Consider the following 22,360-nt stretch of genomic DNA (forward strand, 5'->3'; position numbering starts at 1 on the left):
CGGTGTGGCAGATGCCGGTCGCCTTGATCTCGACCAGCACCTCGCCCTCGCGCGGACCGTCGAGGTCGACCTCCATGATCTCCAGCGGCTTTCCGGCGGCGACAGCGACAGCGGCGCGGGTTTTCATGGGGCAGTTCCTCCAATGCGAATTTTTTTCCAAGGTTTCAGGTTTTATCGACACGATCAACCGGAACCTGGTGCCAGGACTGGTCCACAGCGGTGAATTGGAATCGCAGATCGATTGGAAGGCAGTGATTTGCATGGTCGGCTTGACCCTGCAAGCACAGGCCATAAAAGGAACGGTCGACCGAGGGATGACTTCCGCATGTTCACCAAGATCCTGATCGCCAATCGCGGGGAGATCGCCTGCCGCGTCATCAAGACGGCGCGCAAGATGGGCATCGCCACGGTCGCCGTCTATTCCGATGCCGATCGCGATGCCGTGCATGTCGAGATGGCCGACGAGGCGGTGCATATCGGGCCTTCGCCAGCCGCGCTGAGCTATCTCGTCCCGGAAAAGATCATCGCCGCCTGCAAGGAAACGGGGGCCCAGGCCGTGCATCCCGGCTACGGATTCCTGTCCGAGCGGGCCGCGTTTTGTGAGGCGCTGGAAGCGGAAGGCATCATTTTCATCGGCCCGAAGCCCAAGGCCATCAAGGCGATGGGCGACAAGATCGAATCGAAGAAGTTCGCCAACGCCGCCAAGGTTTCCACCGTGCCCGGCTGGCTCGGCGTTATCGAGAATGCCGACCATGCCGAAAAGATCGCCGGCGAAATCGGCTATCCCGTGATGATCAAGGCTTCGGCCGGCGGCGGCGGCAAGGGCATGCGCATCGCCTGGAGCGAGGCCGAAGTGCGCGACGGCTTCGACCGCGCGCGCTCGGAAGCCAAGAGTTCGTTTGGAGACGATCGTGTCTTCATCGAGAAATTCATCGTCGATCCGCGCCATATCGAAATCCAGGTGCTGGCCGACGCGCATGGCAACGCGCTCTATCTCGGCGAGCGCGAATGCTCGATCCAGCGACGCAACCAGAAGGTCGCCGAAGAGGCGCCGTCGCCCTTCCTAGACGCCGCGACACGCAAGGCCATGGGCGAGCAGTCGGTGGCGCTGGCCAGGGCTGTCGACTACCAGAGCGCCGGCACGGTCGAATTCATCGTCGACAAGGACAAGAACTTCTATTTCCTTGAAATGAATACACGATTGCAGGTGGAGCATCCGGTGACGGAGCTCGTCACCGGCATCGATCTGGTCGAGCAGATGATCCGCGTCGCCGCCGGCGAAAAGCTTGGCCTGAAGCAAAGCGACATCAAGCTGAACGGCTGGGCGGTGGAAAGCCGGCTCTATGCCGAAGACCCTTACCGCAACTTCCTGCCTTCGATCGGCCGACTGACGCGCTATCGGCCGCCTGAGGAAGGACAATTCGCCGATGTCGTCATCCGCAACGACACCGGCGTCACCGAAGGCTCCGAAATCTCGATGTTCTACGATCCGATGCTCGCCAAGCTGTGCACCTGGGCGCCGACGCGTCTGGAGGCCATCGATGCCATGTCGGAAGCGCTCGACAGCTTCGTCGTCGACGGTATCGAGCACAACATTCCGTTCCTGGCCGCCTTGATGCAGCATCCGCGTTGGCGGGAAGGGCGGATATCGACCGCTTTCATATCGGAGGAATATCCCGACGGCTTCGCGCCGGTCGTACCGAACGACGATGAGAAGGCCGTGCTGGCGTCGATCGCGACCGCGGTGGAACTGCTGCGCCGTGACCGGCTCGACCGGCTGGGCGGGCGGTTGGCGCCGCATTCGGGAGCTCTGAAGCGCGACTGGGTGGTAAAGATCGGCGATGACTATCTGTCGGCGTCGATCATCGAGGGCATGATTTCCATTCCGATGGAAATCGATCTGTCGATCGAGGGCGGCAGGGCGTTGACCGTTGCATCAGACTGGCGGCCGGGCGACCTGGTCTGGCGCGGCACGGTCGGCAAGCGCAAGGTTACGGCTCAGGTCAGGCCGGTTGCCAACGGCTTTCGCATAGCCTGGAAAGGCATGTCGGTGACCGCGCGCGCCATGCTGCCGCGCACCGCCGAGCTGGAAAGGCTGATGCCCGAAAAGGTGGCGCCGGACACGTCGAACCTGCTGCTTTGCCCGATGCCTGGCCTTGTCGTGTCGATTGCCGTTGCCGAAGGCCAGGAGGTCAAGGCCGGCGAGACCTTGGCGGTGGTCGAAGCGATGAAGATGGAAAACGTGCTGCGTGCTGAACGCGACCTTGTCGTCTCCAAACTCAACGCCAAGCCAGGCGACAGCTTGGCCGTGGATGCGGTGATCATGGAGTTTGCGTAAGGCTGGCCGTGCAGGCAGCCTGTGATCAGCAGCGGTTTGTGCTGGACTGGCATCGCGCGGTCCCGGACAATACATCTCCATCGACTCAAGGACCTTCACACAGCACCATGGCCGACGAAAAACTTCCCCGCGATCCCCTGAAGCGCGAAGCAGCGATTGCTGCGGCGCGGCCGGAGGCCCCGGCGCGGCCCTTCGTCCATCTGCGCGTGCATTCGGCCTATTCGCTGCTGGAAGGCGCCTTGCAGATCGGCAAGGTGGTGGCTCACGCGGTCAAGGACGAAGCCCCGGCCATCGCCGTCACCGACACCAACAATCTGTTCGGCGCACTGGAATTCGCGCAGAAGGCGGTGAAGGACGGCATCCAGCCGATCATCGGCTGTCAGACCGCGCTCGCCTTTTCCGGCGAAAACAGCGATGGCCAGCGCGACCGCAGGCGGCAGGGCCCGGATATGCGGCCGGTCGTCCTGCTCGCCGCGACCGAAGCCGGCTATTCCAATCTGGTCAGGCTGGTCAGCCGCGTCTACCTCGAAACACCGCCGGGCGAAGCCGTGCACCTGACCACCGAAATGATGGACGGCTATTGTGACGGATTGATCTGCCTCAGCGGTGGGCCGCGCGGACCGATCGGCACCGCGCTCAAGGAAGATCGCCGCGACCTGGCCGAAGCCCGGCTTTTGACCCTCAAGGAGATGTTCGGCGACCGGCTCTATGTCGAGTTGGACCGGGTTTCCGGTTATGACCGCGTGATCGAAAAATCCTCGATCGATCTGGCGTATGCCCATGAACTGCCCCTGGTCGCCACCAACGAGGCGTTCTTTTCCTCTCGTGACGACTATGACGCACATGACGCGCTGATCGCCATCGCCGAGGGATCGGTCGTCGCCGCCGACAATCGTCGCCGGCTGTCGCCGGACAATTTCCTGCGTAGCCAGGCCGATATGGCGAGGCTCTTTGCCGATCTGCCGGAGGCGATCGACAACACTGTCGAGATCGCGCTGCGCTGTTCCTACTATCCGAAGAACCGCAATCCGATCCTGCCGCGCTTCACCGGCGGCGATGTCGCCGACAATGACGCCGCCGTGCAGGCGGAAGCCGACGAACTGGCCCGCCAGGCGCATGAGGGGCTCGACGCGCGCCTCGCCATGCATGGCCCAACCGCCGGCTATACGGTCGAGCAATACCGCGAGCGGTTGAACTTCGAGCTTGGCATCATCACCAAGATGAAGTTTCCCGGCTACTTCCTGATCGTTGCCGACTTCATCAAATGGGCCAAGGCGCAAGGCATTCCGGTCGGGCCGGGCCGCGGTTCGGGCGCAGGCTCGCTGGTCGCCTATTCGACGACCATCACCGACATCGATCCGCTGCGCTTCTCGCTGCTGTTCGAGCGCTTCCTCAATCCCGACCGCGTGTCGATGCCCGACTTCGACATCGATTTCTGCCAGGATCGCCGAGAGGAGGTCATCCGCTACGTCCAGCAGAAATACGGCCGCGACCAGGTCGGCCAAATCATCACCTTCGGTACGCTGCAGGCTCGCGCCGTGCTGCGCGACGTCGGCCGTGTGCTGCAGATGCCCTATGGCCAGGTCGACAAGCTCTCCAAGATGGTGCCGCAGAACCCGGCCAATCCGGTCAAGCTCGCTGACGCCATCGCCAACGAGCCGCGCTTTGCCGAAGAGGCCGAGAGGGAGCCGATCGTCCAGACGCTGCTCGATATGGCGCAGAAGCTGGAAGGCCTTTACCGCCATGCCTCGACGCACGCCGCCGGCATCGTCATCGGCGACCGGCCGCTGTCGGAACTGGTGCCGATGTACCGCGATCCGCGCTCGGACATGCCCGTCACCCAGTTCAACATGAAATATGTCGAGCAGGCCGGACTGGTGAAGTTCGACTTCCTCGGCCTGAAGACGCTGACCGTGCTGGAGACGGCGGTGAAGCTGATCCGCCGGCGCGGCATCGAGATCGACCTGGCGACGATCCCGCTCGACGATCCCGAGACCTACGCCATGCTGTCGCGCGGTGAAGTGGTCGGCGTGTTCCAGGTGGAAAGCGCCGGCATGCGCAAGGCGTTGATCGGCATGCGGCCCGACTGCATCGAGGACATCATCGCGCTGGTCGCGCTCTACCGCCCCGGTCCGATGGAGAACATTCCGACCTACAACGCCAGAAAGCATGGCGAGGAGGAGATGGCGTCGATCCATCCCAAGATCGACCATCTGGTGAAGGAGACGCAAGGCGTCATCGTCTACCAGGAACAGGTGATGCAGATCGCGCAGGAGCTGTCCGGCTACTCGCTCGGCGAAGCCGATCTGCTGCGCCGCGCCATGGGCAAGAAGATCCGCGCCGAGATGGACAAGCAGCGCGAGCGCTTCGTCTCCGGCGCGGTCGAGCGTGGTGTCGGCAAGCCGCAAGCCGATTTCATTTTCGACCTGCTGGCCAAGTTCGCCGACTATGGTTTCAACAAATCGCATGCCGCCGCCTACGCGGTGGTTTCATACCAGACCGCCTATCTCAAGGCGCATTATCCGGTCGAGTTCCTGGCAGCGTCGATGACGCTCGACATGGGCAACACCGACAAGCTGGCCGATTTCCGCCAGGATGCGCTGCGCCTTGGCATAGAGGTTCTGGCGCCGTCGGTGACATCGAGCTTTCGCCCCTTCGAGGTCGGCGAGAACCGCATCTACTATTCGCTGGCGGCGCTCAAGGGCGTCGGCGACGCGGCGGTCGAACACATCGTTGCCCAGCGTGGGGAAAAGCCGTTCAAGAACCTCGCCGATTTCTGCGAGCGGGTCGATCCCAAGATTGTCGGCAAGCGCGTCTTCGAAAGCCTGATCATGGCCGGCGCGCTCGACTGCTTCGGCCACGACCGCGCGTCGATGATGGCGGGCGTGGAGCGCATGATGGGGCTGGCGTCGCTGGCTCAGCAGAATGCGGTTTCCGGCCAGCACGACATCTTCGGCGCCTCGCTCGGCGCCCAGTCGCAGGCACTCAATCTGCCGGCGACTGAGCCGTGGCTCGCCGCCGACCGGCTGCACCGTGAATTCCAGGTGGTCGGCTTCTACCTCTCGGCGCACCCGCTCGACGAGTATAAGGCGGCCCTGCAGAAGATGCGGGTTCAGACGTGGGCCGAGTTTTCGGCGGCCGTCAAGCGCGGCGCCGCCGCCGGCCGTCTTGCCGGCACGGTGACGTCCAAGCAGGAGCGCAAGACGCGCACCGGCAACAAGATGGGCGTTATCGCCTTTTCTGACACATCCGGCCAGTACGAAGCCGTGCTGTTTTCCGAAGGACTGGCGCAATATCGCGACCTGCTTGAGGCCGGCCGCTCCGTGGTCATCACCGTTGCCGCCGAGGACAGGCCGGAAGGCGTTAATCTGCGCATCAACTCGGTGCAGTCGCTGGAGGACGAGGCAAGCCGTATCCAGAAGGCACTTCGCATTTTCGTGCGCAACGCCTCGCCGATCAACACGCTGGCCGGCCAACTGACCGTCAGGGGCGAAGGCCAGGTCAGCTTCGTGCTGATCAAGGAAGAGGGCGAGGGGGAAATCGAGATCGAGCTGCCGAACCGCTACCGGATTTCGCCGCAGATCGCCTCGGCGATGCGCGCGGTGCCGGGCGTGGTCGAAGTGGAGTTGGTGTGACCCCGGCTCTTTCTCGCCCGCGACAATCAGCCGGGCGGTCGCTGCCGCTAACGCCAGCGCAGTCAGCATGAAGCCGGCGCAGAGGAACGGGTCGCAAGCGGTTTCAGCCTTGGCGCGGCTGCGTGACAGGCTGCGCAGGCTCTATCATGGGCGCACGCCGGCCGCTTTCCGGTTCCAACTGGTGGCCGTCGTCATCGACCTCGCCATCATCGCCTTCTTCATCGCGACGCCGGTTCTTCAGGACAAGCCGTCCTTCCTCTGGCTCGACTATTCGGCGGCCGCGCTTGTCGCCGCGGACCTGGTCGCCCGGCTGCTAGCCTCCAAAAACATGCTGCGGCTGATGAAGCAGCCGACGTCGTGGGTCGATGTCTTCATCCTTTTGACGCTGCTGATGCCGACCGCGTTCGCCAATCTCGCCTTCCTGCGCATTCTGCGGCTGTGGTCGCTGTCGCGTAGCGGTTCGCTCTGGCGGCATTTCGAGATGCGCGGCCTGCGGCCGTGGCGAGAGGCCAGCCACGCGGTCATCAACCTCTTGACCTTCCTGTTCGTCATCACCGGCTTCGTCTACACGTTCTTCTTCCGCACTGGCGCCGGTCTGGAAAACTATATCGACGCGCTTTATTTCACCGTCGCCACGGTGACGACGACCGGCTTCGGCGACATCGTGCTGCCGGGCATGGCCGGCAAGCTGACGGCAATCGTCACCATGATCATCGGCATATCTTTGTTTGTCAGACTGGCTCAGGCGATCTTCCGGCCAGCCAAGGTGTTGTTTCCCTGTCCGCAGTGCGGCTTGCGGCGGCACGAGCCGGACGCCGTGCATTGCAAGGCCTGCGGCCATCTCCTCAACATACCCGACGAAGGGAACTGACAGCCGGCGGACTACGACGCCGCCACTTCGGCCGGCTTTATCGCCCTGCGCTGAAGATTGAGCAGATTGCCCATCAGGATCAGCAGCGCGCCGCCGGCGGTGAAGGCGTCGATCTGCTCGCTATAGAGCAGCCAGCCGATCAGCGCCGAGAGCGGCACGCGCAGAAAATCCATCGGCGAGACGATGGTCGCGTCGGCATAGCCAAGCGCGCGAGCCATACAGAAATGCGACGACATGCCGGTGAAGGCGATCAGCACGATCCATGGCCACAGCTCCAGTGGCGGGTTGCGCCACGTATAGAGCGCCGGGATGAGACCGACCACCGACTGGATAATCAGCATCCAGAAGATGATGCGAACGACGCTGTCCGTCCGGGTCAGCGATTTGATCGTGACCACCGAGATGCCGAAGCAGGCCGCGGCACCCAGCACGACGAGATGTCCAGGATCGACCGAGCCGACACCGGGGCGCACAATGATCACCACGCCGATCAGCCCCAGCCCGATCGCTGCCAGCTTGGGCCGGTTGAGCCTTTCGCCAAGAAAAATCACCGCCAGGATAGCTGTCCAGATCGGTGTGGTGAATTCGATCGAGATCAGCACGGCCAGCGGGATCAAAGTGAGGGCGTAGAGCCAGGCCGCCTGGCCCGTATAATGGATGACGTTGCGGGCGATATGGGCAATGGGGCGCTGCGTGCGCATGGCTTGAAAGCCGCCACTCGTCATCACCAGCGGCAGAAGGATGAAGAAGCCGATCACAGAGCGCAACTCCAGCACCTGGAAGACGTTGAGCTCCGCTGTCGTGGCTCGGCCGGCGACCGTCATCCCAAGGAAGGAAGCGATCGACAGCGCCATCCAGAACGCGGCCTTGGGGATCGAGGGTGTGGGTGCCATTCGCGCTATGTCGCAGGCCAGAGTCTCTGCCGCAATCGCTAGCTACTGCATTCTTCTGGGCCAGCCGCGACTGGCTGGATGTTGCAAGACAGTCATGTTGTGAGCGGAACCTGATCCGGTAAATGGCGTTGAGTCCCGATGGTCAGCCGTGCTCGCGGACCGCTCCGCCTTTTTTCAAAAACGACAAGGAGAGCTTCGATGATATCCTTTGCGCAATTCGCGCTTACCGGCGGCTTATTGGTTGCGGCAGGCGCGGCACATGCCGACGAGACGCAATTTCTCCAGTCGTTCAAGGGCAATTTCGCCGGCAAGGGTATCGTCAAGGTCACCACCGATGCGCCGACCGTGAACGTGTCCTGCACGTTCAGCTCGAACGCGACATCGACCTCCCTGTCGCTCGACGGCAATTGCCGGGGGCTTGTCGTGGTCACGCGTGCCATCAGCGCGGATCTAAAGGCCAGCGGCGCCAAATACAGCGGCATCTATGTCGGCTCTCGCACGGGACCGGCACAGCTCAACGGCAGCCGTTCGGGCAACGCGATCAACCTGGGCATTCGCTGGGCCAAGGAGGTCAATGGCGACCGAAGGGCGCAGATGAAGGTCGAGAAACGCGGCGAGAACGGCATGCGGCTGACCGTCATCGACACCGACCCGAAAACCGGCAAGAGCGTGGTGACGAGCAGGATAGATCTGCAGCGCACCTAATCCTCAAGAGGCTCCGGTGGATGGGCGTCGCGGCCCTTGCCGAATGTGTAGCCGGTTTCCACCGCCTTGCGGCCGAACTTGTCGCGCAGGGCATCGATGGCGCCTTCGGCCATGGCGCGCTTGCGCGATTGGATGTCGACCAGATCGGGCGGGTCGGCCTTGTCGTCGCCGGAGAGGTCGCTGACGCCGATGCCGAGCAGCCGATACTTCGTGCCGTCGGTTTCCTTGCGCAGAAGCTCTACCCCGGTCTGAAAGATACGGTCGGCGAGCCGGGTCGGGTCGCCGAGTTGGCGATTGCGCGTGCGCAGCTTGAAATCCTGGGTCTTCAGTTTCAGCACCACGGTGCGCCCGGCAATGCCTGACTTTTTCAGCCGTGCCGAGACCTTTTCCGAAAGACCCCTGAGAACCGCGACCAGTTCCTCCAGCGAAGCGATGTCGGTATCGAAGGTGGTTTCGGCCGATACGCTCTTGGCATCCTGGTCGGGATCAACGCGGCGGACGTCCTCGCCGCGCGAAAGGTGGTAGAGCCGGTCGCCCATAGTGCCGTAGCGGCGCATCAGGTCGCCGCGATCCATCTGCTGCAACTGGCCGATAGTGCGGATGCCGTCACGCTCCAGCGTGGCGTTGAATGCCTTTCCGACACCCCAGATCATGGTCACCGGCTGCGCCGAGAGGAAGCCGACTGCCTCGGCCTCGCCGATGACCGAGAAACCGCGCGGCTTGCGAAAATCAGACGCAATCTTGGCGAGGAACTTGCAATAGGACAGGCCGGCCGAAACGGTGATGCCGATCTCCTTCTCGACGGCCTGCGCGAAGCGCGCCAGCACCACAGCGGGCGGCAGGCCGTGCAGCCGTTCGGTGCCGGCAAGGTCGAGAAACGCCTCGTCGATCGACAGCGGCTCGACCAGCGGTGTCAGCGCTTGCATCATGGCGCGCACTTCGCGGCCGACGCGCACGTATTTTTCCATGTTGGGGCTGATGACGACCGCCTCCGGGCAGGCTTCGAGCGCCTTGAACATCGGCATGGCCGAGCGGACGCCCTGGATGCGGGCGATGTAACAGGCGGTGGAGACGACGCCGCGCTTGCCGCCGCCGATGATCAGCGGCTTGTCCTTGAGCGCCGGATTGTCGCGCTTTTCGATCGCCGCATAGAAGGCGTCGCAATCGATATGGGCCAGATGCAGCCGGTAAAGCTCGGCATGACGCGCAAGCCGGGGGCTGCCGCAGCGCTCGCAGCGGCGCGTCGGGCTGCGCTGAAACATCAGGCAGTCGCGGCAAAAACCGTGATCGGGATTGTTGACAGGGGCCGCCATCGCTGCGAACATAAAGAGAACAGAAGCAATGGTACGACAGTGCAAGGCCAGCGACAAGGCTGGCCTGGGGAGAACGCATGAGCACGACCATAGCGCCGCTTGCGCCCGAGCTTTGGGCTGAATTCGAGGACCTCTTCGGCAAGCAAGGCGCCTGCTACGGCTGCTGGTGCACGCATTTCCGGCTGGCGCCGGCGATGCGCCGCGAGAGCAGCCGGGAACGCAACAAGGACCACATCAAGGCGCGTATCGAGGCCGGCCCGCCGCCGGGCCTATTGGCATTCGAGGATGGCCAGGCGGTTGGCTGGATGCAGATCGGACCGCGCGCCGACGTGCCCGAATGGAACAATCAGGGCAGGGGGTCGGCACCGGTCGATCCTGCCGACGCAATGAATCCGGCCGTTTGGGCGATCTCCTGCTTCTTCATCCGCGCCAAGGCGCGCGGCAGGGGCATCACGCATCGCCTCGTCGAAGGCGGCATAGATTTCGCCCGCCAGAATGGAGCCCGGCTGCTCGAGGCGTGCCCGATGGACCTGTCTCGCGATTCGCGCTCGATCGGCCTGTTCGTCGGTTCGTCACGGGTCTTCGAGAAGGCGGGTTTCGAGCGGCTGGTGGAACGCAAGGCCGGTCGCCCGCTGATGCGGCTGGTGCTTTGATCGAGATGGTCTGCGCGGGTGCCGTTGTCGATCTCACCTTGCGGTTGCAGCGGTAATTTCATACCAGACGGACAAAGTCTTTCTTCTAGGTCAAACGGAGAATTCGCGTGAACCGTGCCCTGCCATTCGTGTTCCTTCTTGCGTTGAGTGCCCCTGCTTTCGGCCAGACCGCCGACAGTCAGGGTGCGAAGAAATTGTCGGATGACCTGTCCCGCTATGTCGGCAAGCAGGCCATCGACAAAGGCATTTTGAAGGTTTCGCTCGAAGGTGGCGCCTACAAGATCGTGTTCGATTTCAAGGCACTTGCCGCATCATTTCCGGACCAGAAACTGCTGAAGTTCGACTTCGCGCCCTATGCCTTGATGGTCAAGCCGCGCAGCGACGGGTCCTGGGATGTCTCCATGGATTTCTCCCAAACCGCCTCCTTCGAGTTCAACGGACCCGAGGGGCTGCAAAGCACTCAGTTTTCGATCAAGGACGGCAAGGGCTCGGGCGTCTACGATCCAAATCTGGCGGCCTTTACCAGCGGCACCAGCTCGATGGCCGGCATGACGATGGCATCGAAGGATGCCAAGCAGCACATGGAAGCCAGCACGGGCGCCGGCATCGCGACCGTTGCCGCGACCAAGTCGGCGACCGGGGGCGTCGATTTCACAACCTCGCAGAAGGTGTCGAGTTTTGTCGAAGCGATCAATTTCGATGACCCCGAGAGCGGGCTGAAATTCCCGGTCACCGTCAGGTCGCCTGAACTGTCGGTCGAAGCCAGCGGCAAGGGCGTGCGGACCAAGCCATTGCTCGATCTCCTGGCATTTGCGGTGGCCAACGAGGACGAGGCGACGCTGAAGGCCAACCAGGCGCAGCTCAAATCGCTTCTGCTCGCCGCCTTGCCGCTTTGGCAGCGTATCGACGGGACCTACGGTTTCAAGGATTTCGCGGTGGAAAGCCCGGTCGGCAATTTCGGCGCCACCCAGCTCAGCACCGTGTTCGGCACCGATGGCGTGGCCGAGAACGGCACGATCACGTACGGCATCAAGGCATCGGGGCTGACCGTGCCGACCCAGCTTCTGCCGAGCTGGAGCGTGGGGTTGTTGCCCACCGATGTCGATTTGAACTTTGGCGGCGCCAATATCGATCTCGACAGCATGGCGAAGAAGGCGATCGAAGCCTTTGATCTCAATAAGAATCCGTCGCTGTCGGCCGAATTCGGCGAGCAACTTAAGGTCGACTTCATGGCCAGGATGCCGAAGGTCGTGCTTGGCCACAGCACCGTGAAGAACAAGGACACGGAGATCGCGCTGGAAGGCGAGATGACATTCCCAGGCGAAAAGCCCGAAGGAAGCGTAACCGTCGATGTCGCCGGCTTCGACAAGCTTGTCGAAGGCCTGCAGCAAGCGGCAAAGTCGGAACCGGAGGTTGGCCAATACGTGCCAGTCGCTCTCATGGCGAAGGGCTTTGGCAAGACGCTACCCGATGGCCGGCTGGAATGGATCGTCAATGCCAAGGCCGATGGCTCGGTCACCGTCAATGGCGTCATGCTGAAGCCCGCCGATCCGGCCGTGGACGACAGCGTGGATGATGGTGACGGCGCCGATGACAGCGGAGACGACAGCGGCGGCGCAGGTGCGAACTGAACCCCTGAAGCTGGAGTTCAGAGCCCCAGCGCGCTTTGAATCTTGGGCGCGGCTTCGTGCCAGTCCTGGACGACGACCACATCGTCCGTCACCGGCGGCAGGAATGCGCGCAGCGAATTGTCGGCCATCAGGTGGAACAATTCGGCGTCGGCGACCGATTCTCGCACCGACGCCAGATTGTGCGGCTGATCGTCGACGAAGACCACCGGGCGGCCGGCCTTGCCGCGAAGCTTGGCCACTGCCGGTCCTTTGGCCATTTCAGTGGTCAGAAGCGGATAGCTCAGTCCAAGCGCGTCGAGATGGACGCGACGCACGGCACGGTGCTTGTGCGGCATGGCCGTCAGCAAAATGATTTCCGCGCGGTCGCCAAACCCTGCCAGGGCTTCTGCAGCGCCGTCCGTAATGTTTTGCCAATCGGCTTGCGCGTCAAAGAAATCGGCCAGCAGTGCCGTGACTTCGGGCTGTTCGATCAGCCGGCCGCTGGCTGTTTCGGCGATGTTGCCGGTCAGCCGAAACGAGGCCAGCGTCAGGCCATAGCCGCGCGCCTTGAGGAAATTCGGAAACGGTCGGATGAATTCGAGCACGACATCGTCGACATCGAGGACAAGCAAGGGTCGGTCGTCGGCTGCCAGTTCTTCAATCTGGCGCGCGGTTTCCGGATCATCGCTCATATGGAATGCTCGTGGTTGTCGTCGCCCAGCGGCAGCGACCGCAAGGCCTTGCCGACAGCCGCCGGCGGGGTGCCGGTTTCCTCGGCAAAGCGCATCAGAGTCGGCTCGTGGGCAAGAATGAACTGCAGCACACCGGCCATGAATCCCGGTTCGCTGGCGGCTTTGCGGATCGAATGCGCCTCTATGCCGGTGATCGCCAGAAAGCGCGGCAGCAGCTCGGGATCAGAGGCGACGAAGCCCAGGGCCTTCACGGCAATCGATTCCGCTTCTTCACGCATTGACGCTGCGTTTGCCATCACTACCTTCGGTGTGTGGAATGAGTCTCTCCCGCAATAATGGCAAGAGTTGCTGGCGGCAAGCGGTTAGAGCGGCGCCCGAGGTGGAATCCAAACAGCTTTTCGCACGGTGGATTTCCGTTTCGTCAATCATATTGCCGTAAAGTGAAGCAGGGTTTGGTGCGTTCAGACATGGGCGCATGACGGTCGCCTTCGAAGCGGAAGGACTGCCGGGACGGGATATCGATGCCGAAGAAGGTTATGATCGTCGAGGACAATGAGCTCAACATGAAGCTCTTTCGGGACCTCATCGAGGCGAGCGGTTACGAGACCGTGCGCACCCGCAACGGTCTGGAAGCGCTCGATCTGGCGCGCCAGCATCGGCCGGATCTCATCCTGATGGATATCCAGTTGCCTGAAGTGTCGGGGCTTGAAGTGACCAAATGGCTGAAGGAGGACGACGAGCTGCACGTCATCCCGGTCATTGCGGTGACCGCCTTCGCCATGAAGGGCGACGAGGAACGCATCCGCCAGGGTGGCTGCGAGGCTTATATTTCGAAGCCGATCTCGGTGCCGCGTTTCATCGAAACCATCAAATCCTATCTGGGCGATGCGTGATGTGCCCCTTCAGCCGAGCCGGAGCGTTGTGAAATGACTGCGCGGATCCTCGTCGTCGACGATATCCCTGCCAATGTGCGGCTGCTGGAAGTGCGGCTGCTGGCCGAATATTTCGAAGTGCTGACCGCCACCAATGGGCCGGATGCGATCGAGACCTGCGAGAACGGCAAGGTCGATGTCGTGCTGCTCGACGTGATGATGCCGGACATGGACGGCTTCGAGGTCTGTCGGCGGCTGAAGAGCGATCCGGCGACATCGCACATTCCGGTGGTGATGATCACCGCGCTCGACCAGGTTTCCGACCGCGTCCGCGGGCTCGAGGCCGGCGCCGACGACTTCCTGACCAAGCCGGTCAACGATCTGCAACTGATGACGCGCGTCAAGAGCCTGGTTCGCCTGAAGTCGCTGACCGACGAGTTGCGGCTGCGCGCCTCGACGACGCGCAACATCGGCATCGAGGAGTTGCTCAGCCGCAATTTCGCATCCGAGGACACGACACCCAAAGTGCTTTTGATCGACGAACGCAAATCATCCGTCGAGCGCATCCAGAAGATGCTGCGCGACCGGGCCGATCTCGACGTCACACATGATCCGCATGCCGGTTTCTTCCAGGCCGCCGAGACGTCCTATGAATGCGTGATGATCTCGACCGCGTTCGCCGATTTCGATCCGCTGAGGCTCTGTTCGCAGTTGCGCTCGCTCGATCGCACCCGTTTCGTGCCGATCATCCTGCTGGCGGAGGAGGGCGAGGAGGAACGCATCATCCGCGGCCTCGAACTCGGCATCAATGATTATCTGATGAGGCCGATCGACCAGCAGGAGTTGACGGCGCGGCTGCGCACCCAGGTGCGCCGCAAGCGCTACAACGACCAGCTGCGCGCCAGCGTCACCCAGACCATCGAAATGGCGGTGACCGATGGACTGACCGGGCTGCACAACCGCCGCTATCTGGACAGCCATCTGCAGACGCTGTTCGATCGCGCCGTGGCGCGGCGCCGGCCGCTGTCGGTGATGATCACCGACCTCGACCGCTTCAAGGCGATCAACGACGCGCACGGTCATGACGGCGGCGACGAGGTTCTGCGGGAATTCGCACGGCGGCTGCGCAAGAATGTCAGGGGTATCGACCTTGCCTGCCGTTTTGGCGGGGAGGAGTTCGTCGTGGTGATGCCGGACACCGAGGGCGCGGTGGCCGAGAAGGTAGCCGAGCGCATTCGCGCCGAAATCGCCCAGGCAGCTTTTGCCATCGGCCAGGACGGCAAGGCGATCGAAGTCACGGTCAGCGTCGGCGTGTCGTCGGTGCTGAAAGGCGTGGACACGGTGGCGGCGCTGATGAAGCGTGCCGATCTCGCCCTCTACGAAGCCAAGAGCGGCGGCCGCAACCGGGTTGTTGCCAAAGCCGCATAACCGGCCAAGGCTCCGAATATCCAGTCAACCCGACAGGGTTACCCGTTTACCTTAATCCAAGCGATTCGCGAGCCTTGGTTAAGAAACTGTTGATTTTCATAAGCTCTTGCGCAACTGTGCAGGCCAAGACGAAGCCGGCACGAGGATAGAAAGCCGGCTCCGATCCCTGGGAATACCCCATGATGCTCAGGTCCGCCGCATCTCCTGGGTCCGTGGGGTCGGCCGGCCGGCGCTGGCACATAGTGGCCTCCTCGTACCGCTGCCAAACGCCGACCGGCCCCCTTCTCTCCAAAAGAACATCAGAACTCCGTGCTAAAGCACGGAGGAATCTGCGTTTCTGCATGTGAAATCGGAACACCCGTTCTAGCCGTTCCTACACAGTTTCGCTGTGAGGGCAGCCAACGATGAGGGGAAGAGCACCCCTTCCATTTCATACATATGGCGCACAAGAGGCTTGCGGCAAGACCCGGCTCCTCCCGTAAAACCGCGACCCAAGCCAAGGTGCGGAAAACGGGAGTTATGATAATGATTTCAGATCATGCGGTTGTGATCGCCGGGGGTGGTCCGACGGGATTGATGCTGGCAGGCGAACTGGCGCTGGCAGGCGTGGACGTTGCCATTGTCGAAAGGCGACCGGATCAGAAACTGGCAGGATTGCGCGCTGGCGGCCTGCATGCGCGCACTCTTGAGGTGCTCGACCAGCGCGGAATTGCGGATCGGTTTCTTTCACAGGGACAGATATCGCCGTCCGTGGGCTTCCACATGATCCGGTTAGACATCAGCGACTTTCCCACGCGCCACAATTATCTGCTGGCGCTGCGGCAAAACCACATCGAGCGCATCCTGGCCGACTGGGTCGGCGAGTTCAAGGTACCGATCTATCGCGGACACGAGGTTGCGGGGTTTACCCAGGACGACAGCGGCGTCGATGTCGAACTGTCCACCGGTCACCGCCTGAGGGCCGCATATCTGGTCGGCTGCGACGGAGGCCGCAGCACCATTCGCAAGGCGACCGGTATCGAGTTCGCCGGATGGGATCCGACCATGAGCTGGATGATTGCCGAGGTCGAAATGTCGGAAGAACCGGCATGGGGCTTCCGCAGCAACGCCTCCGGAATTCATGCCCTGGGTAAGATCGAGGGCGGCAAGAAGGTTGGCGTCGTGCTGACGGAGCCCCGCCTGGAGGCGCGCGGCGAACCGACCCTGCGCGAACTCAGCGAGGCGCTGACTGCCATCTACGGCACCGACTTCGGGGTCAACAGCCCGACCTGGCTCTCCCGCTTCACCGACATGACGCGCCAGGCTGCCGCATACCGCGACAGGGGGGTGCTGCTGGCGGGTGATGCCGCGCACATACATCCGCCGATGGGTGGGCAGGGCCTCAACATCGGCGTGCAGGATGCGGTGAATCTTGGATGGAAGCTGGCCCAAGTCATCAAGGGGATATCGCCGGAAAGCCTGCTCGACAGCTATCACGCCGAGCGTCATCCGGTTGCCGTCCGCGTGTTGCGCAATACGATGGCACAGGTCGCGCTTCGCCGCACGGATGACCGCAGCAAGGCCTTGGCCGACACCGTTGCCGAGTTTCTCGGCATGGATGAACCCCGCAAGAAAATCGCCGCGGAGATGTCTGGTTTGGGTGTCCATTACGACCTTGGCGAGGGGCATCCACTGCTTGGGCGGCGAATGCCCGATCTCGATCTGACCACCGCTGGCGGACCGTTGCGGGTCTTCACCTTGCTGCACGACGCGCAGCCAGTGTTGCTCAACTTCGGTGAGCCCGGCAGGCTGGACCTCGCGCCCTGGGCTGATCGGGTCCGGCAGATCGACGCCGGTTACGCCGGTATCTGGGACCTCCCGGTGCTCGGGAGGGTCGCCGCGCCCGGCGCCGTCTTGATCCGGCCCGATGGTTATGTGGCTTGGGCCGGGGCGGGAACCCCACAGGGGCTGGTGGACGCGCTGACCACCTGGTTCGGGTCGCCTGCTGCCTCAGATTAGCAGATACGATCGAAGCGCGATCGCGCGACCGCCTTGAAAGTATTGCGTCGCTCCCTCCGACAGTGCTCCTGACAGTTGGTTGACAGGAGCTTCCTTCTGTGCAGAAATTGGTTGGACCATTGGACCACTTGGAGGAAATGTGGACCAGAACAGCCTGCCACCCATTCAGACCACGGCGCGCGACGACGCCGTGTTGAAGGCGTTGGTGGGATTTGTTCGCGCCGAAGCCCTGCAGCCGGGTGAGAGACTTCCAACCGAACGCATTCTGGCCGAGCGGCTGAAGGTCAGCCGCAACACCGTGCGCGAGGCACTGACGCGCTGGGAAGGGCTCGGCCTCGTCGAGAGGCGCCAGGGCAGCGGCACCTATCTCAAGGCGGCTGTTTCACACGATATGCTGCACATGCCGCTGACGCTGGCGGGCGGCAATGATTTCACCAGCCTGATGCAGACGATGGAGATCCGCCGCGCACTGGAGGCGGAGGCCGCAGCTCTTTGCGCCGAACGCGCCAGCCAGGCAGATATCGCCGAAATCGCACGCAAGCTCGACATCATGGAGCAGGCGTTCCGCACACGCGACGGCATGTCGTCGGAAGAGGATTGGGAGTTCCACCAGGCGATCTACCGGGCCTCGGGTAATCCGCTGTTCGAGCAGATCATCGCCGCCATGTACGAGTTGTTCCACCGCTTCTGGGAGCATCCGCTCGGCGTGCGCGACTTCGGCCACGCCAGCTTTCCCTATCACCGCACCATCTACGAATGCATCGCCGCGCACGACCCGCAGGGCGCCCGCGCCGAGGCGCTCAAGCTGATCGCCACCGTCGAGGACGACCTCAAGCGCGGTGCCGCCAAACTCAAACTTTCGAGCCAGACATGAACGAGCATCCATCCGGTTTCGATCACGACTATCTCGCCGAGGCGGCGACACTCTTGGCGCATGACGAACCGTTCCCTGGCGGTGCGGTGGTGCCGCCGATCTACCAGACCTCGCTGTTCACCTTCGCCAGCTATGCCGAGATGGCCGATACCTTTGCTGGCAAACGAAAGCAGCCGATCTATTCGCGCGGCGACAATCCGACGGTGATGGAGTTCGAGGCGCGCGTGGCAGCGCTTGAGGGCGCAGAAGCCGCGCGCGGCTTTTCCAGCGGCATGGCGGCGATCAGTGCCACGGTGCTTGCGTTCGTTGGGGCAGGCGAGCGCATCGTGGCGGTGCGCAATTGCTATGGCGATGCCTACCGGCTGTTCGAGCGGCTGTTGCCTCGGCTCAACATCAAGGTCGACTATGTCGACGGCTCCGACCCGGATGCGGTCGCGGCGGCACTTCCCGGCGCCAAGCTGCTCTACCTGGAAAGCCCGACCTCGATGATGTTCGAGCTGCAGGACATCGCGCATCTGACACGGCTGGCCAAGGAACAGGGCATCGTCACCACCATCGACAATTCCTGGGCGACGCCGGTGTTCCAGAAGCCGATCGCGCATGGCGTCGACCTGGTGCTGCATTCGGCCTCGAAATACCTTGGCGGCCACAGCGACACCGTCGCTGGCGTCGTCGCGGGTTCGGCCGCTCATATCAAGCACATCAACGAGCAGACCTATTCCTATCTCGGCGGCAAGCTGTCGCCATTCGAAGCCTGGCTGTTGCTGCGCGGTCTGCGCACGCTGCCGCTGCGCCTGCCGCACCACATGAAGAGTGGCCTGACCATCGCCGAACGGCTGAAGGCGCATGCCAATGTCGAGCGCGTCAACCATCCTGTCTATTCGAACCATCCGGGCAAGGCGACACTGGCCGGCTATGCCGGTCTGTTCTCCTTCGAGGTGACGGACGAGATCGACATCCCCGTCTTCGTCGATGCGATGAAATATTTCCGCATCGGCGTCAGCTGGGGCGGGCATGAAAGCCTGGTCGTGCCGGCCAAGGCGTCGCTGGAGCAGACGCCTGGCCTGAATTCGATGGCGCGCTTCGGCGTCAGCCCCCGAACCATCCGCTTCAATGTCGGATTGGAGAGTGTCGAAGACCTGTGGGCGGATGTCGCCCAAGCCTTCGAAAAAGCCAGAAAATAACAAGCGGGTTCAAAATGGGAGTCTTGAACATGAAAAAACTGACCGTCATGCTTGCCACCGTTGCGGGACTGGCGATTTCCGCCGGAAATGCCGTGGCCGATTCGACCCTGAAAATGGTCGAAGTCATCACCAGCCCGCCACGCACCGAGTTCCTGAAAAAGCAGATCGCCGAGTTCGAAACAGCCAATCCGGGCATCAAGGTCGAGCTGATCTCGCTGCCCTGGGGCCAGGCCTTCGAGAAATTCCTGACCATGGTGCAGGCCGGCGATACGCCCGACATCGTCGAAATGCCGGAACGCTGGATGGGCCTCTATGCCAACAACGCCCAACTCGAGGATCTTGGCCCCTATATGGCCAAATGGGACGACGCCAAAACGCTGGGCGACCGCGCCAAGCAGTTCGGCTCGACCGTCAACAACACCCAGTTCATGATCCCTTACGGCTACTATGTGAACGCGCTGTTCTGGAACAAGAAACTGTTCAAGGAAGCCGGCCTCGATGGTCCGCCGGCGACGCTCGATGATTTCATCGCCGACGCCAAGAAAATCTCTGCGTTGCCGGGCAAATATGGCTACTGCCTGCGCGGCGGGCCGGGCGCTTTCAACGGCATGCACATGTTCATGAACATCGCCGCCGGCAAGGGTGGCTACTTCAACGAGGATGGCACTTCGACGATCAACGAAGAAGGCTCGGTCAAGGGCCTGCAGATGCTGGCCGACATGTACAAGGACGGACTGGCGCCGAAGGATGCGGTGAGTTGGGGTTTCAACGAAACGGTCACCGGCTTCTATTCCGGCACCTGCGCCATGCTCAACCAGGATCCGGACGCGCTGCTCGGCATCGCCGACAAGATGAGCGCCGACGACTTCGCGGTGGCGCCACTGCCGGTCGGGCCGAGCGGCAAGTCCTATCCGACGCTGGGTTATGCCGGCTGGGCGATGTTTGCCAATTCGCAGCACAAGGACGACGCCTGGAAGCTGATGGCGACGCTGCTGTCGCCGAAGGACAATCTGGAATGGGCCAAGGAAGTCGGCGTCGTCCCGATCCACAACGGCGCCGACCAGGATCCCCATTTCAAGACCGAGCAGTTCAAGGGCTGGTTCACGGAGCTCAGCGACAGCTCAAAATATGAAATGGTGACGCCGCCGACGCATCTGGAGAACCTCGGCAATTTCGTCGACCAGGTGGCGATCAAGAATTTTCAGGAAGTGCTGCTTGGCCAGAAGACGGCCAAGGACGTCGCCGACCAGTGGGCAGCGTTCCTGACCAAGGAACAGCAGGATTGGCTGGCGAAGAACAAGAAGTAGTTTTTCTTCCCTTCTCCCCGTTCACGGGGAGAAGGTGTCACGAAGTGACGGATGAGGGGCGGCGCCACGCCTCGATAGGTTCGCGCTGCCCCTCATCTGCCTGCCCGTCCTCCGCAGCAGCTGCGGAGGGTGGACCGGCATCTTCTCCCCGTATAGCGACGGGGAGAAGGACGCTGTCCCCGCCGCCGCTCCAGGGAGCTAGATCCACACCCAATGACCTACGCCGTGTCCGAAATACGATCCGCCGGCAAGCCGCGTCGCAAGCGGCTATCCCGTGCCGCAATCGAGCCATGGCTCTATCTCAGCCCGGCGATCATCCTGCTGATCGTGGTGCTCTTGGTGCCGCTGGTCGTGGGCATCAGCTACTCCTTCCGCAAATTCTCCGCATTCAAGTCCGAATATGTCGGGCTCGGCCAGTATCAGGCGATGCTGTCGGATCAGGTGCTGGGGCAGGCGCTGGTCAACACGTTGTGGTGGACGGTCGCCAGCCTGTTCTTCCAGTTCTTCCTCGGCCTTGGCCTGGCGCTGCTGCTCGACAAGCCGTTTCGCGGCCGTAAGGCGGTGCAGGCGCTGGTCTTCCTGCCCTGGGCGGTGCCGTCCTTCCTGTCAGGCCTAACCTGGGCCTGGCTGTTCAATCCGATCATCGGCCCGTTGCCGCACTGGCTGTTTGCATTGGGGCTGAAGGCCGAGCCGACCAATGTGCTGTCCGATCCGTCAACCGCCATGTGGGGGCCGATCGTCGCCAATATCTGGTTCGGCATTCCGTTCTTCGCCATCACGCTCTTGGCGGCGCTGAAATCCATTCCGTCGGAACTGCATGAGGCAGCGGCTATCGATGGAGCCTCGCCCTGGCAGCGCTTCACCAAGGTGACGCTGCCGTTCCTGGCGCCGACCATCGCTATCACCGTGATGTTGCGCACCATCTGGATCGCCACCTTCGCCGACCTGATCTTCGTCATGACGGAGGGCGGGCCAGCCGGCTCGACCAACACGGTGCCGGTCTACATCTATGTCAGCGCCTTCAAATCGCTGGACAAGGGCTATGCCTCGGCGGTGGCGGTGCTGCTGCTCGTCCTGCTCATCGCCTATGCGATCGCTCTGATCGGCATCCGTCGCACGCTGGTGAGGCACGTCTGATGATCGCAGGACGCACAGTCTCGCAGCGCTTCTTCGGCGGCATCGGCCTCTACGCGGCAATCGCGGCTTACGTGCTCTTTGCCTTGTTCCCGATCTACTGGACGCTGAAAATCTCGGTCACGCCGGAGCGGCTTCTCTATTCCGAAGGCATCACCTTCTGGCCGTCGCACATGACGCTGCAGAATTTCGTCACCGTGCTCGAGGCCACCGATTTTCCGCGTTATTTCCTCAACAGCGTCATCGTCTCGGTATCGACGGCGGCACTGGTGACGATCATCGCCACGCTCGCCGGCTATGCCATGTCGCGCTTCACCTTTCGCGGCAAGGCAGCACTGGCGCTGATGTTGCTTTTGACCCAGACCTTTCCGCTGGTGATGGTCATTCCGCCGATCTACCGCGTGATGGGGCAGATCGGCCTTATCAACAGCCTGACCGGGCTGATCATCATCTACACCGCCTTCAACACGGCCTTTGCCACTTTCCTGATGCAGTCGTTCTTCGACGGCATTCCGAAGGATCTGGAGGAAGCGGCCATGATCGACGGCTGCACCCGCGCGCAGGCGATGCGCAAGGTGATCGTGCCGCTGACGCTGCCAGGCATGGGCGCGACGCTCGGCTTCGTCTTCACCGCCGCCTGGAGCGAGCTATTGTTCGCGCTGATGCTGATTTCCAGTGACGACCAGAAGACCTTCGCTGTCGGCCTGCTCACCTTCATCGGCAAGTTCGCCGTCGATTGGGGACAGATGATGGCGGCATCCATCCTGGCGCTGATCCCGGTCTGCATCTTCTTCGCCTTCCTGCAACGCTATCTCGTCACCGGCCTCACCGCCGGCGCCGTCAAAGGATAGAT

The 22,360-nt window shown here is 62.4% G+C and carries 19 protein-coding genes and 1 pseudogene; 15 read left to right on the forward strand and 5 right to left on the reverse strand.

Annotation, left to right across the window (positions count from 1 at the left end; all coding sequences use genetic code 11):
• Positions 1-127, reverse strand: a pseudogene (locus tag EOA13_RS23780) (S-(hydroxymethyl)glutathione dehydrogenase); the annotation flags it as partial.
• Here EOA13_RS23780 and EOA13_RS38005 point away from each other — a divergent pair.
• The 4 genes from EOA13_RS38005 to EOA13_RS23795 all read left to right on the forward strand — a co-directional run bounded on the left by EOA13_RS38005 (position 126) and on the right by EOA13_RS23795 (position 6,844).
• Positions 126-344, forward strand: coding sequence for a hypothetical protein (locus EOA13_RS38005; RefSeq protein WP_164780285.1), 219 nt, complete (start codon positions 126-128; stop codon positions 342-344). The pseudogene EOA13_RS23780 and the gene EOA13_RS38005 overlap by 2 nt on opposite strands.
• On the forward strand, positions 326-2,338 hold the full coding sequence (locus EOA13_RS23785) for an acetyl/propionyl/methylcrotonyl-CoA carboxylase subunit alpha (RefSeq protein WP_127296136.1): 2,013 nt from the start codon (positions 326-328) through the stop codon (positions 2,336-2,338). The genes EOA13_RS38005 and EOA13_RS23785 overlap by 19 nt, the downstream gene beginning before the upstream one ends.
• Positions 2,339-2,445: 107 nt before the next feature.
• Positions 2,446-5,973 (forward strand): DNA polymerase III subunit alpha, encoded by a 3,528-nt coding sequence (gene dnaE, locus EOA13_RS23790; protein ID WP_127296137.1) that lies wholly within the window; start codon positions 2,446-2,448, stop codon positions 5,971-5,973.
• Positions 5,974-6,040: 67 nt separating this feature from the next.
• Positions 6,041-6,844 (forward strand): potassium channel family protein, encoded by an 804-nt coding sequence (locus EOA13_RS23795; RefSeq protein WP_027036812.1) that lies wholly within the window; start codon positions 6,041-6,043, stop codon positions 6,842-6,844.
• Between the two features lie 11 nt (positions 6,845-6,855).
• Here the strand turns inward: EOA13_RS23795 and EOA13_RS23800 are convergent, their stop codons facing one another.
• On the reverse strand, positions 6,856-7,737 hold the full coding sequence (locus EOA13_RS23800) for a DMT family transporter (RefSeq protein WP_127296138.1): 882 nt from the start codon (positions 7,735-7,737) through the stop codon (positions 6,856-6,858).
• 198 nt (positions 7,738-7,935) lie between these two features.
• On the opposite strand from EOA13_RS23800, the gene EOA13_RS23805 reads away from it, so the two are divergent.
• Positions 7,936-8,442, forward strand: coding sequence for a hypothetical protein (locus EOA13_RS23805; protein ID WP_127296139.1), 507 nt, complete (start codon positions 7,936-7,938; stop codon positions 8,440-8,442).
• Here the strand turns inward: EOA13_RS23805 and EOA13_RS23810 are convergent.
• The gene (locus EOA13_RS23810; protein ID WP_127296140.1) at positions 8,439-9,767 is read right to left on the reverse strand and encodes a DNA polymerase IV; all 1,329 of its coding nucleotides are present in this window, start codon (positions 9,765-9,767) and stop codon (positions 8,439-8,441) included. The two genes, EOA13_RS23805 and EOA13_RS23810, sit on opposite strands and share 4 nt — an antisense overlap.
• Before the next feature lie 65 nt (positions 9,768-9,832).
• Between EOA13_RS23810 and EOA13_RS23815 the strand changes: the two genes are divergently transcribed.
• Both EOA13_RS23815 and EOA13_RS23820 read left to right on the forward strand, forming a co-directional pair.
• Entirely contained in the window at positions 9,833-10,408 is a 576-nt protein-coding gene (locus EOA13_RS23815) for a GNAT family N-acetyltransferase (protein ID WP_127296141.1), read from the forward strand.
• Between the two features lie 107 nt (positions 10,409-10,515).
• Positions 10,516-12,039, forward strand: a complete 1,524-nt coding sequence (locus EOA13_RS23820) for a hypothetical protein (protein ID WP_127296142.1) — start codon at positions 10,516-10,518, stop codon at positions 12,037-12,039.
• A gap of 17 nt (positions 12,040-12,056) precedes the next feature.
• Here EOA13_RS23820 and EOA13_RS23825 read toward each other — a convergent pair whose 3' ends face one another.
• Positions 12,057-12,710: a hypothetical protein gene (locus EOA13_RS23825; RefSeq protein WP_127296143.1), complete on the reverse strand. Its 654-nt coding sequence runs from the start codon at positions 12,708-12,710 to the stop codon at positions 12,057-12,059.
• Positions 12,707-13,006: a DUF3572 domain-containing protein gene (locus EOA13_RS23830; RefSeq protein WP_127296144.1), complete on the reverse strand. Its 300-nt coding sequence runs from the start codon at positions 13,004-13,006 to the stop codon at positions 12,707-12,709. The genes EOA13_RS23825 and EOA13_RS23830 overlap by 4 nt, the downstream gene beginning before the upstream one ends.
• Before the next feature lie 225 nt (positions 13,007-13,231).
• Here EOA13_RS23830 and EOA13_RS23835 point away from each other — a divergent pair, with 225 nt between their 5' ends.
• The 8 genes from EOA13_RS23835 (at position 13,232) to EOA13_RS23875 (ending at position 22,358) form a co-directional block, all read left to right on the forward strand.
• On the forward strand, positions 13,232-13,603 hold the full coding sequence (locus EOA13_RS23835) for a response regulator (RefSeq protein ID WP_013531932.1): 372 nt from the start codon (positions 13,232-13,234) through the stop codon (positions 13,601-13,603).
• A 33-nt stretch (positions 13,604-13,636) separates the two neighbouring features.
• Positions 13,637-15,010, forward strand: a complete 1,374-nt coding sequence (locus EOA13_RS23840; RefSeq protein WP_023810534.1) for a PleD family two-component system response regulator — start codon at positions 13,637-13,639, stop codon at positions 15,008-15,010.
• A 525-nt stretch (positions 15,011-15,535) separates the two neighbouring features.
• Positions 15,536-17,008, forward strand: a complete 1,473-nt coding sequence (locus EOA13_RS23850; protein ID WP_127296145.1) for an FAD-dependent monooxygenase — start codon at positions 15,536-15,538, stop codon at positions 17,006-17,008.
• A gap of 139 nt (positions 17,009-17,147) precedes the next feature.
• On the forward strand, positions 17,148-17,882 hold the full coding sequence (locus tag EOA13_RS23855; protein WP_127296146.1) for a FadR/GntR family transcriptional regulator: 735 nt from the start codon (positions 17,148-17,150) through the stop codon (positions 17,880-17,882).
• Positions 17,879-19,066 carry a PLP-dependent transferase gene (locus tag EOA13_RS23860; RefSeq protein ID WP_127296147.1) on the forward strand — a complete coding sequence of 396 codons (1,188 nt, stop codon included), beginning with the start codon at positions 17,879-17,881 and terminating at the stop codon, positions 19,064-19,066. Before EOA13_RS23855 ends, EOA13_RS23860 begins: the two co-directional genes overlap by 4 nt.
• Before the next feature lie 29 nt (positions 19,067-19,095).
• The gene (locus EOA13_RS23865) at positions 19,096-20,373 is read left to right on the forward strand and encodes a sugar ABC transporter substrate-binding protein (RefSeq protein WP_127296148.1); all 1,278 of its coding nucleotides are present in this window, start codon (positions 19,096-19,098) and stop codon (positions 20,371-20,373) included.
• Positions 20,374-20,586: 213 nt separating this feature from the next.
• Positions 20,587-21,510 carry a sugar ABC transporter permease gene (locus tag EOA13_RS23870; protein ID WP_127296149.1) on the forward strand — a complete coding sequence of 308 codons (924 nt, stop codon included), beginning with the start codon at positions 20,587-20,589 and terminating at the stop codon, positions 21,508-21,510.
• A complete protein-coding gene (locus EOA13_RS23875) occupies positions 21,510-22,358 on the forward strand; it encodes a carbohydrate ABC transporter permease (RefSeq protein ID WP_127296150.1) in 849 nt (282 codons plus the stop codon). Before EOA13_RS23870 ends, EOA13_RS23875 begins: the two co-directional genes overlap by 1 nt.
• The last annotated feature ends 2 nt before the right edge of the window (positions 22,359-22,360 follow it).

This window comes from Mesorhizobium sp. M7A.F.Ca.US.011.01.1.1, assembly GCF_003998295.1.
Taxonomy (GTDB): Bacteria; Pseudomonadota; Alphaproteobacteria; order Rhizobiales; family Rhizobiaceae; genus Mesorhizobium.

What these genes read in the sequence shown, in the direction of transcription:
- EOA13_RS38005 (WP_164780285.1), top strand. Translation starts at nt 126, where the DNA reads ATGGGGCAGTTCCTCCAATGCGAATTTTTTTCCAAGGTTTCAGGTTTT.
- EOA13_RS23785 (WP_127296136.1), top strand. Translation starts at nt 326, where the DNA reads ATGTTCACCAAGATCCTGATCGCCAATCGCGGGGAGATCGCCTGCCGC.
- dnaE (WP_127296137.1), top strand. Translation starts at nt 2,446, where the DNA reads ATGGCCGACGAAAAACTTCCCCGCGATCCCCTGAAGCGCGAAGCAGCG.
- EOA13_RS23795 (WP_027036812.1), top strand. Translation starts at nt 6,041, where the DNA reads ATGAAGCCGGCGCAGAGGAACGGGTCGCAAGCGGTTTCAGCCTTGGCG.
- EOA13_RS23800 (WP_127296138.1), bottom strand. Translation starts at nt 7,737, where the DNA reads ATGGCACCCACACCCTCGATCCCCAAGGCCGCGTTCTGGATGGCGCTG.
- EOA13_RS23805 (WP_127296139.1), top strand. Translation starts at nt 7,936, where the DNA reads ATGATATCCTTTGCGCAATTCGCGCTTACCGGCGGCTTATTGGTTGCG.
- EOA13_RS23810 (WP_127296140.1), bottom strand. Translation starts at nt 9,767, where the DNA reads ATGTTCGCAGCGATGGCGGCCCCTGTCAACAATCCCGATCACGGTTTT.
- EOA13_RS23815 (WP_127296141.1), top strand. Translation starts at nt 9,833, where the DNA reads ATGAGCACGACCATAGCGCCGCTTGCGCCCGAGCTTTGGGCTGAATTC.
- EOA13_RS23825 (WP_127296143.1), bottom strand. Translation starts at nt 12,710, where the DNA reads ATGAGCGATGATCCGGAAACCGCGCGCCAGATTGAAGAACTGGCAGCC.
- EOA13_RS23830 (WP_127296144.1), bottom strand. Translation starts at nt 13,006, where the DNA reads ATGGCAAACGCAGCGTCAATGCGTGAAGAAGCGGAATCGATTGCCGTG.
- EOA13_RS23835 (WP_013531932.1), top strand. Translation starts at nt 13,232, where the DNA reads ATGCCGAAGAAGGTTATGATCGTCGAGGACAATGAGCTCAACATGAAG.
- EOA13_RS23840 (WP_023810534.1), top strand. Translation starts at nt 13,637, where the DNA reads ATGACTGCGCGGATCCTCGTCGTCGACGATATCCCTGCCAATGTGCGG.
- EOA13_RS23850 (WP_127296145.1), top strand. Translation starts at nt 15,536, where the DNA reads ATGATTTCAGATCATGCGGTTGTGATCGCCGGGGGTGGTCCGACGGGA.
- EOA13_RS23860 (WP_127296147.1), top strand. Translation starts at nt 17,879, where the DNA reads ATGAACGAGCATCCATCCGGTTTCGATCACGACTATCTCGCCGAGGCG.
- EOA13_RS23865 (WP_127296148.1), top strand. Translation starts at nt 19,096, where the DNA reads ATGAAAAAACTGACCGTCATGCTTGCCACCGTTGCGGGACTGGCGATT.
- EOA13_RS23870 (WP_127296149.1), top strand. Translation starts at nt 20,587, where the DNA reads ATGACCTACGCCGTGTCCGAAATACGATCCGCCGGCAAGCCGCGTCGC.
- EOA13_RS23875 (WP_127296150.1), top strand. Translation starts at nt 21,510, where the DNA reads ATGATCGCAGGACGCACAGTCTCGCAGCGCTTCTTCGGCGGCATCGGC.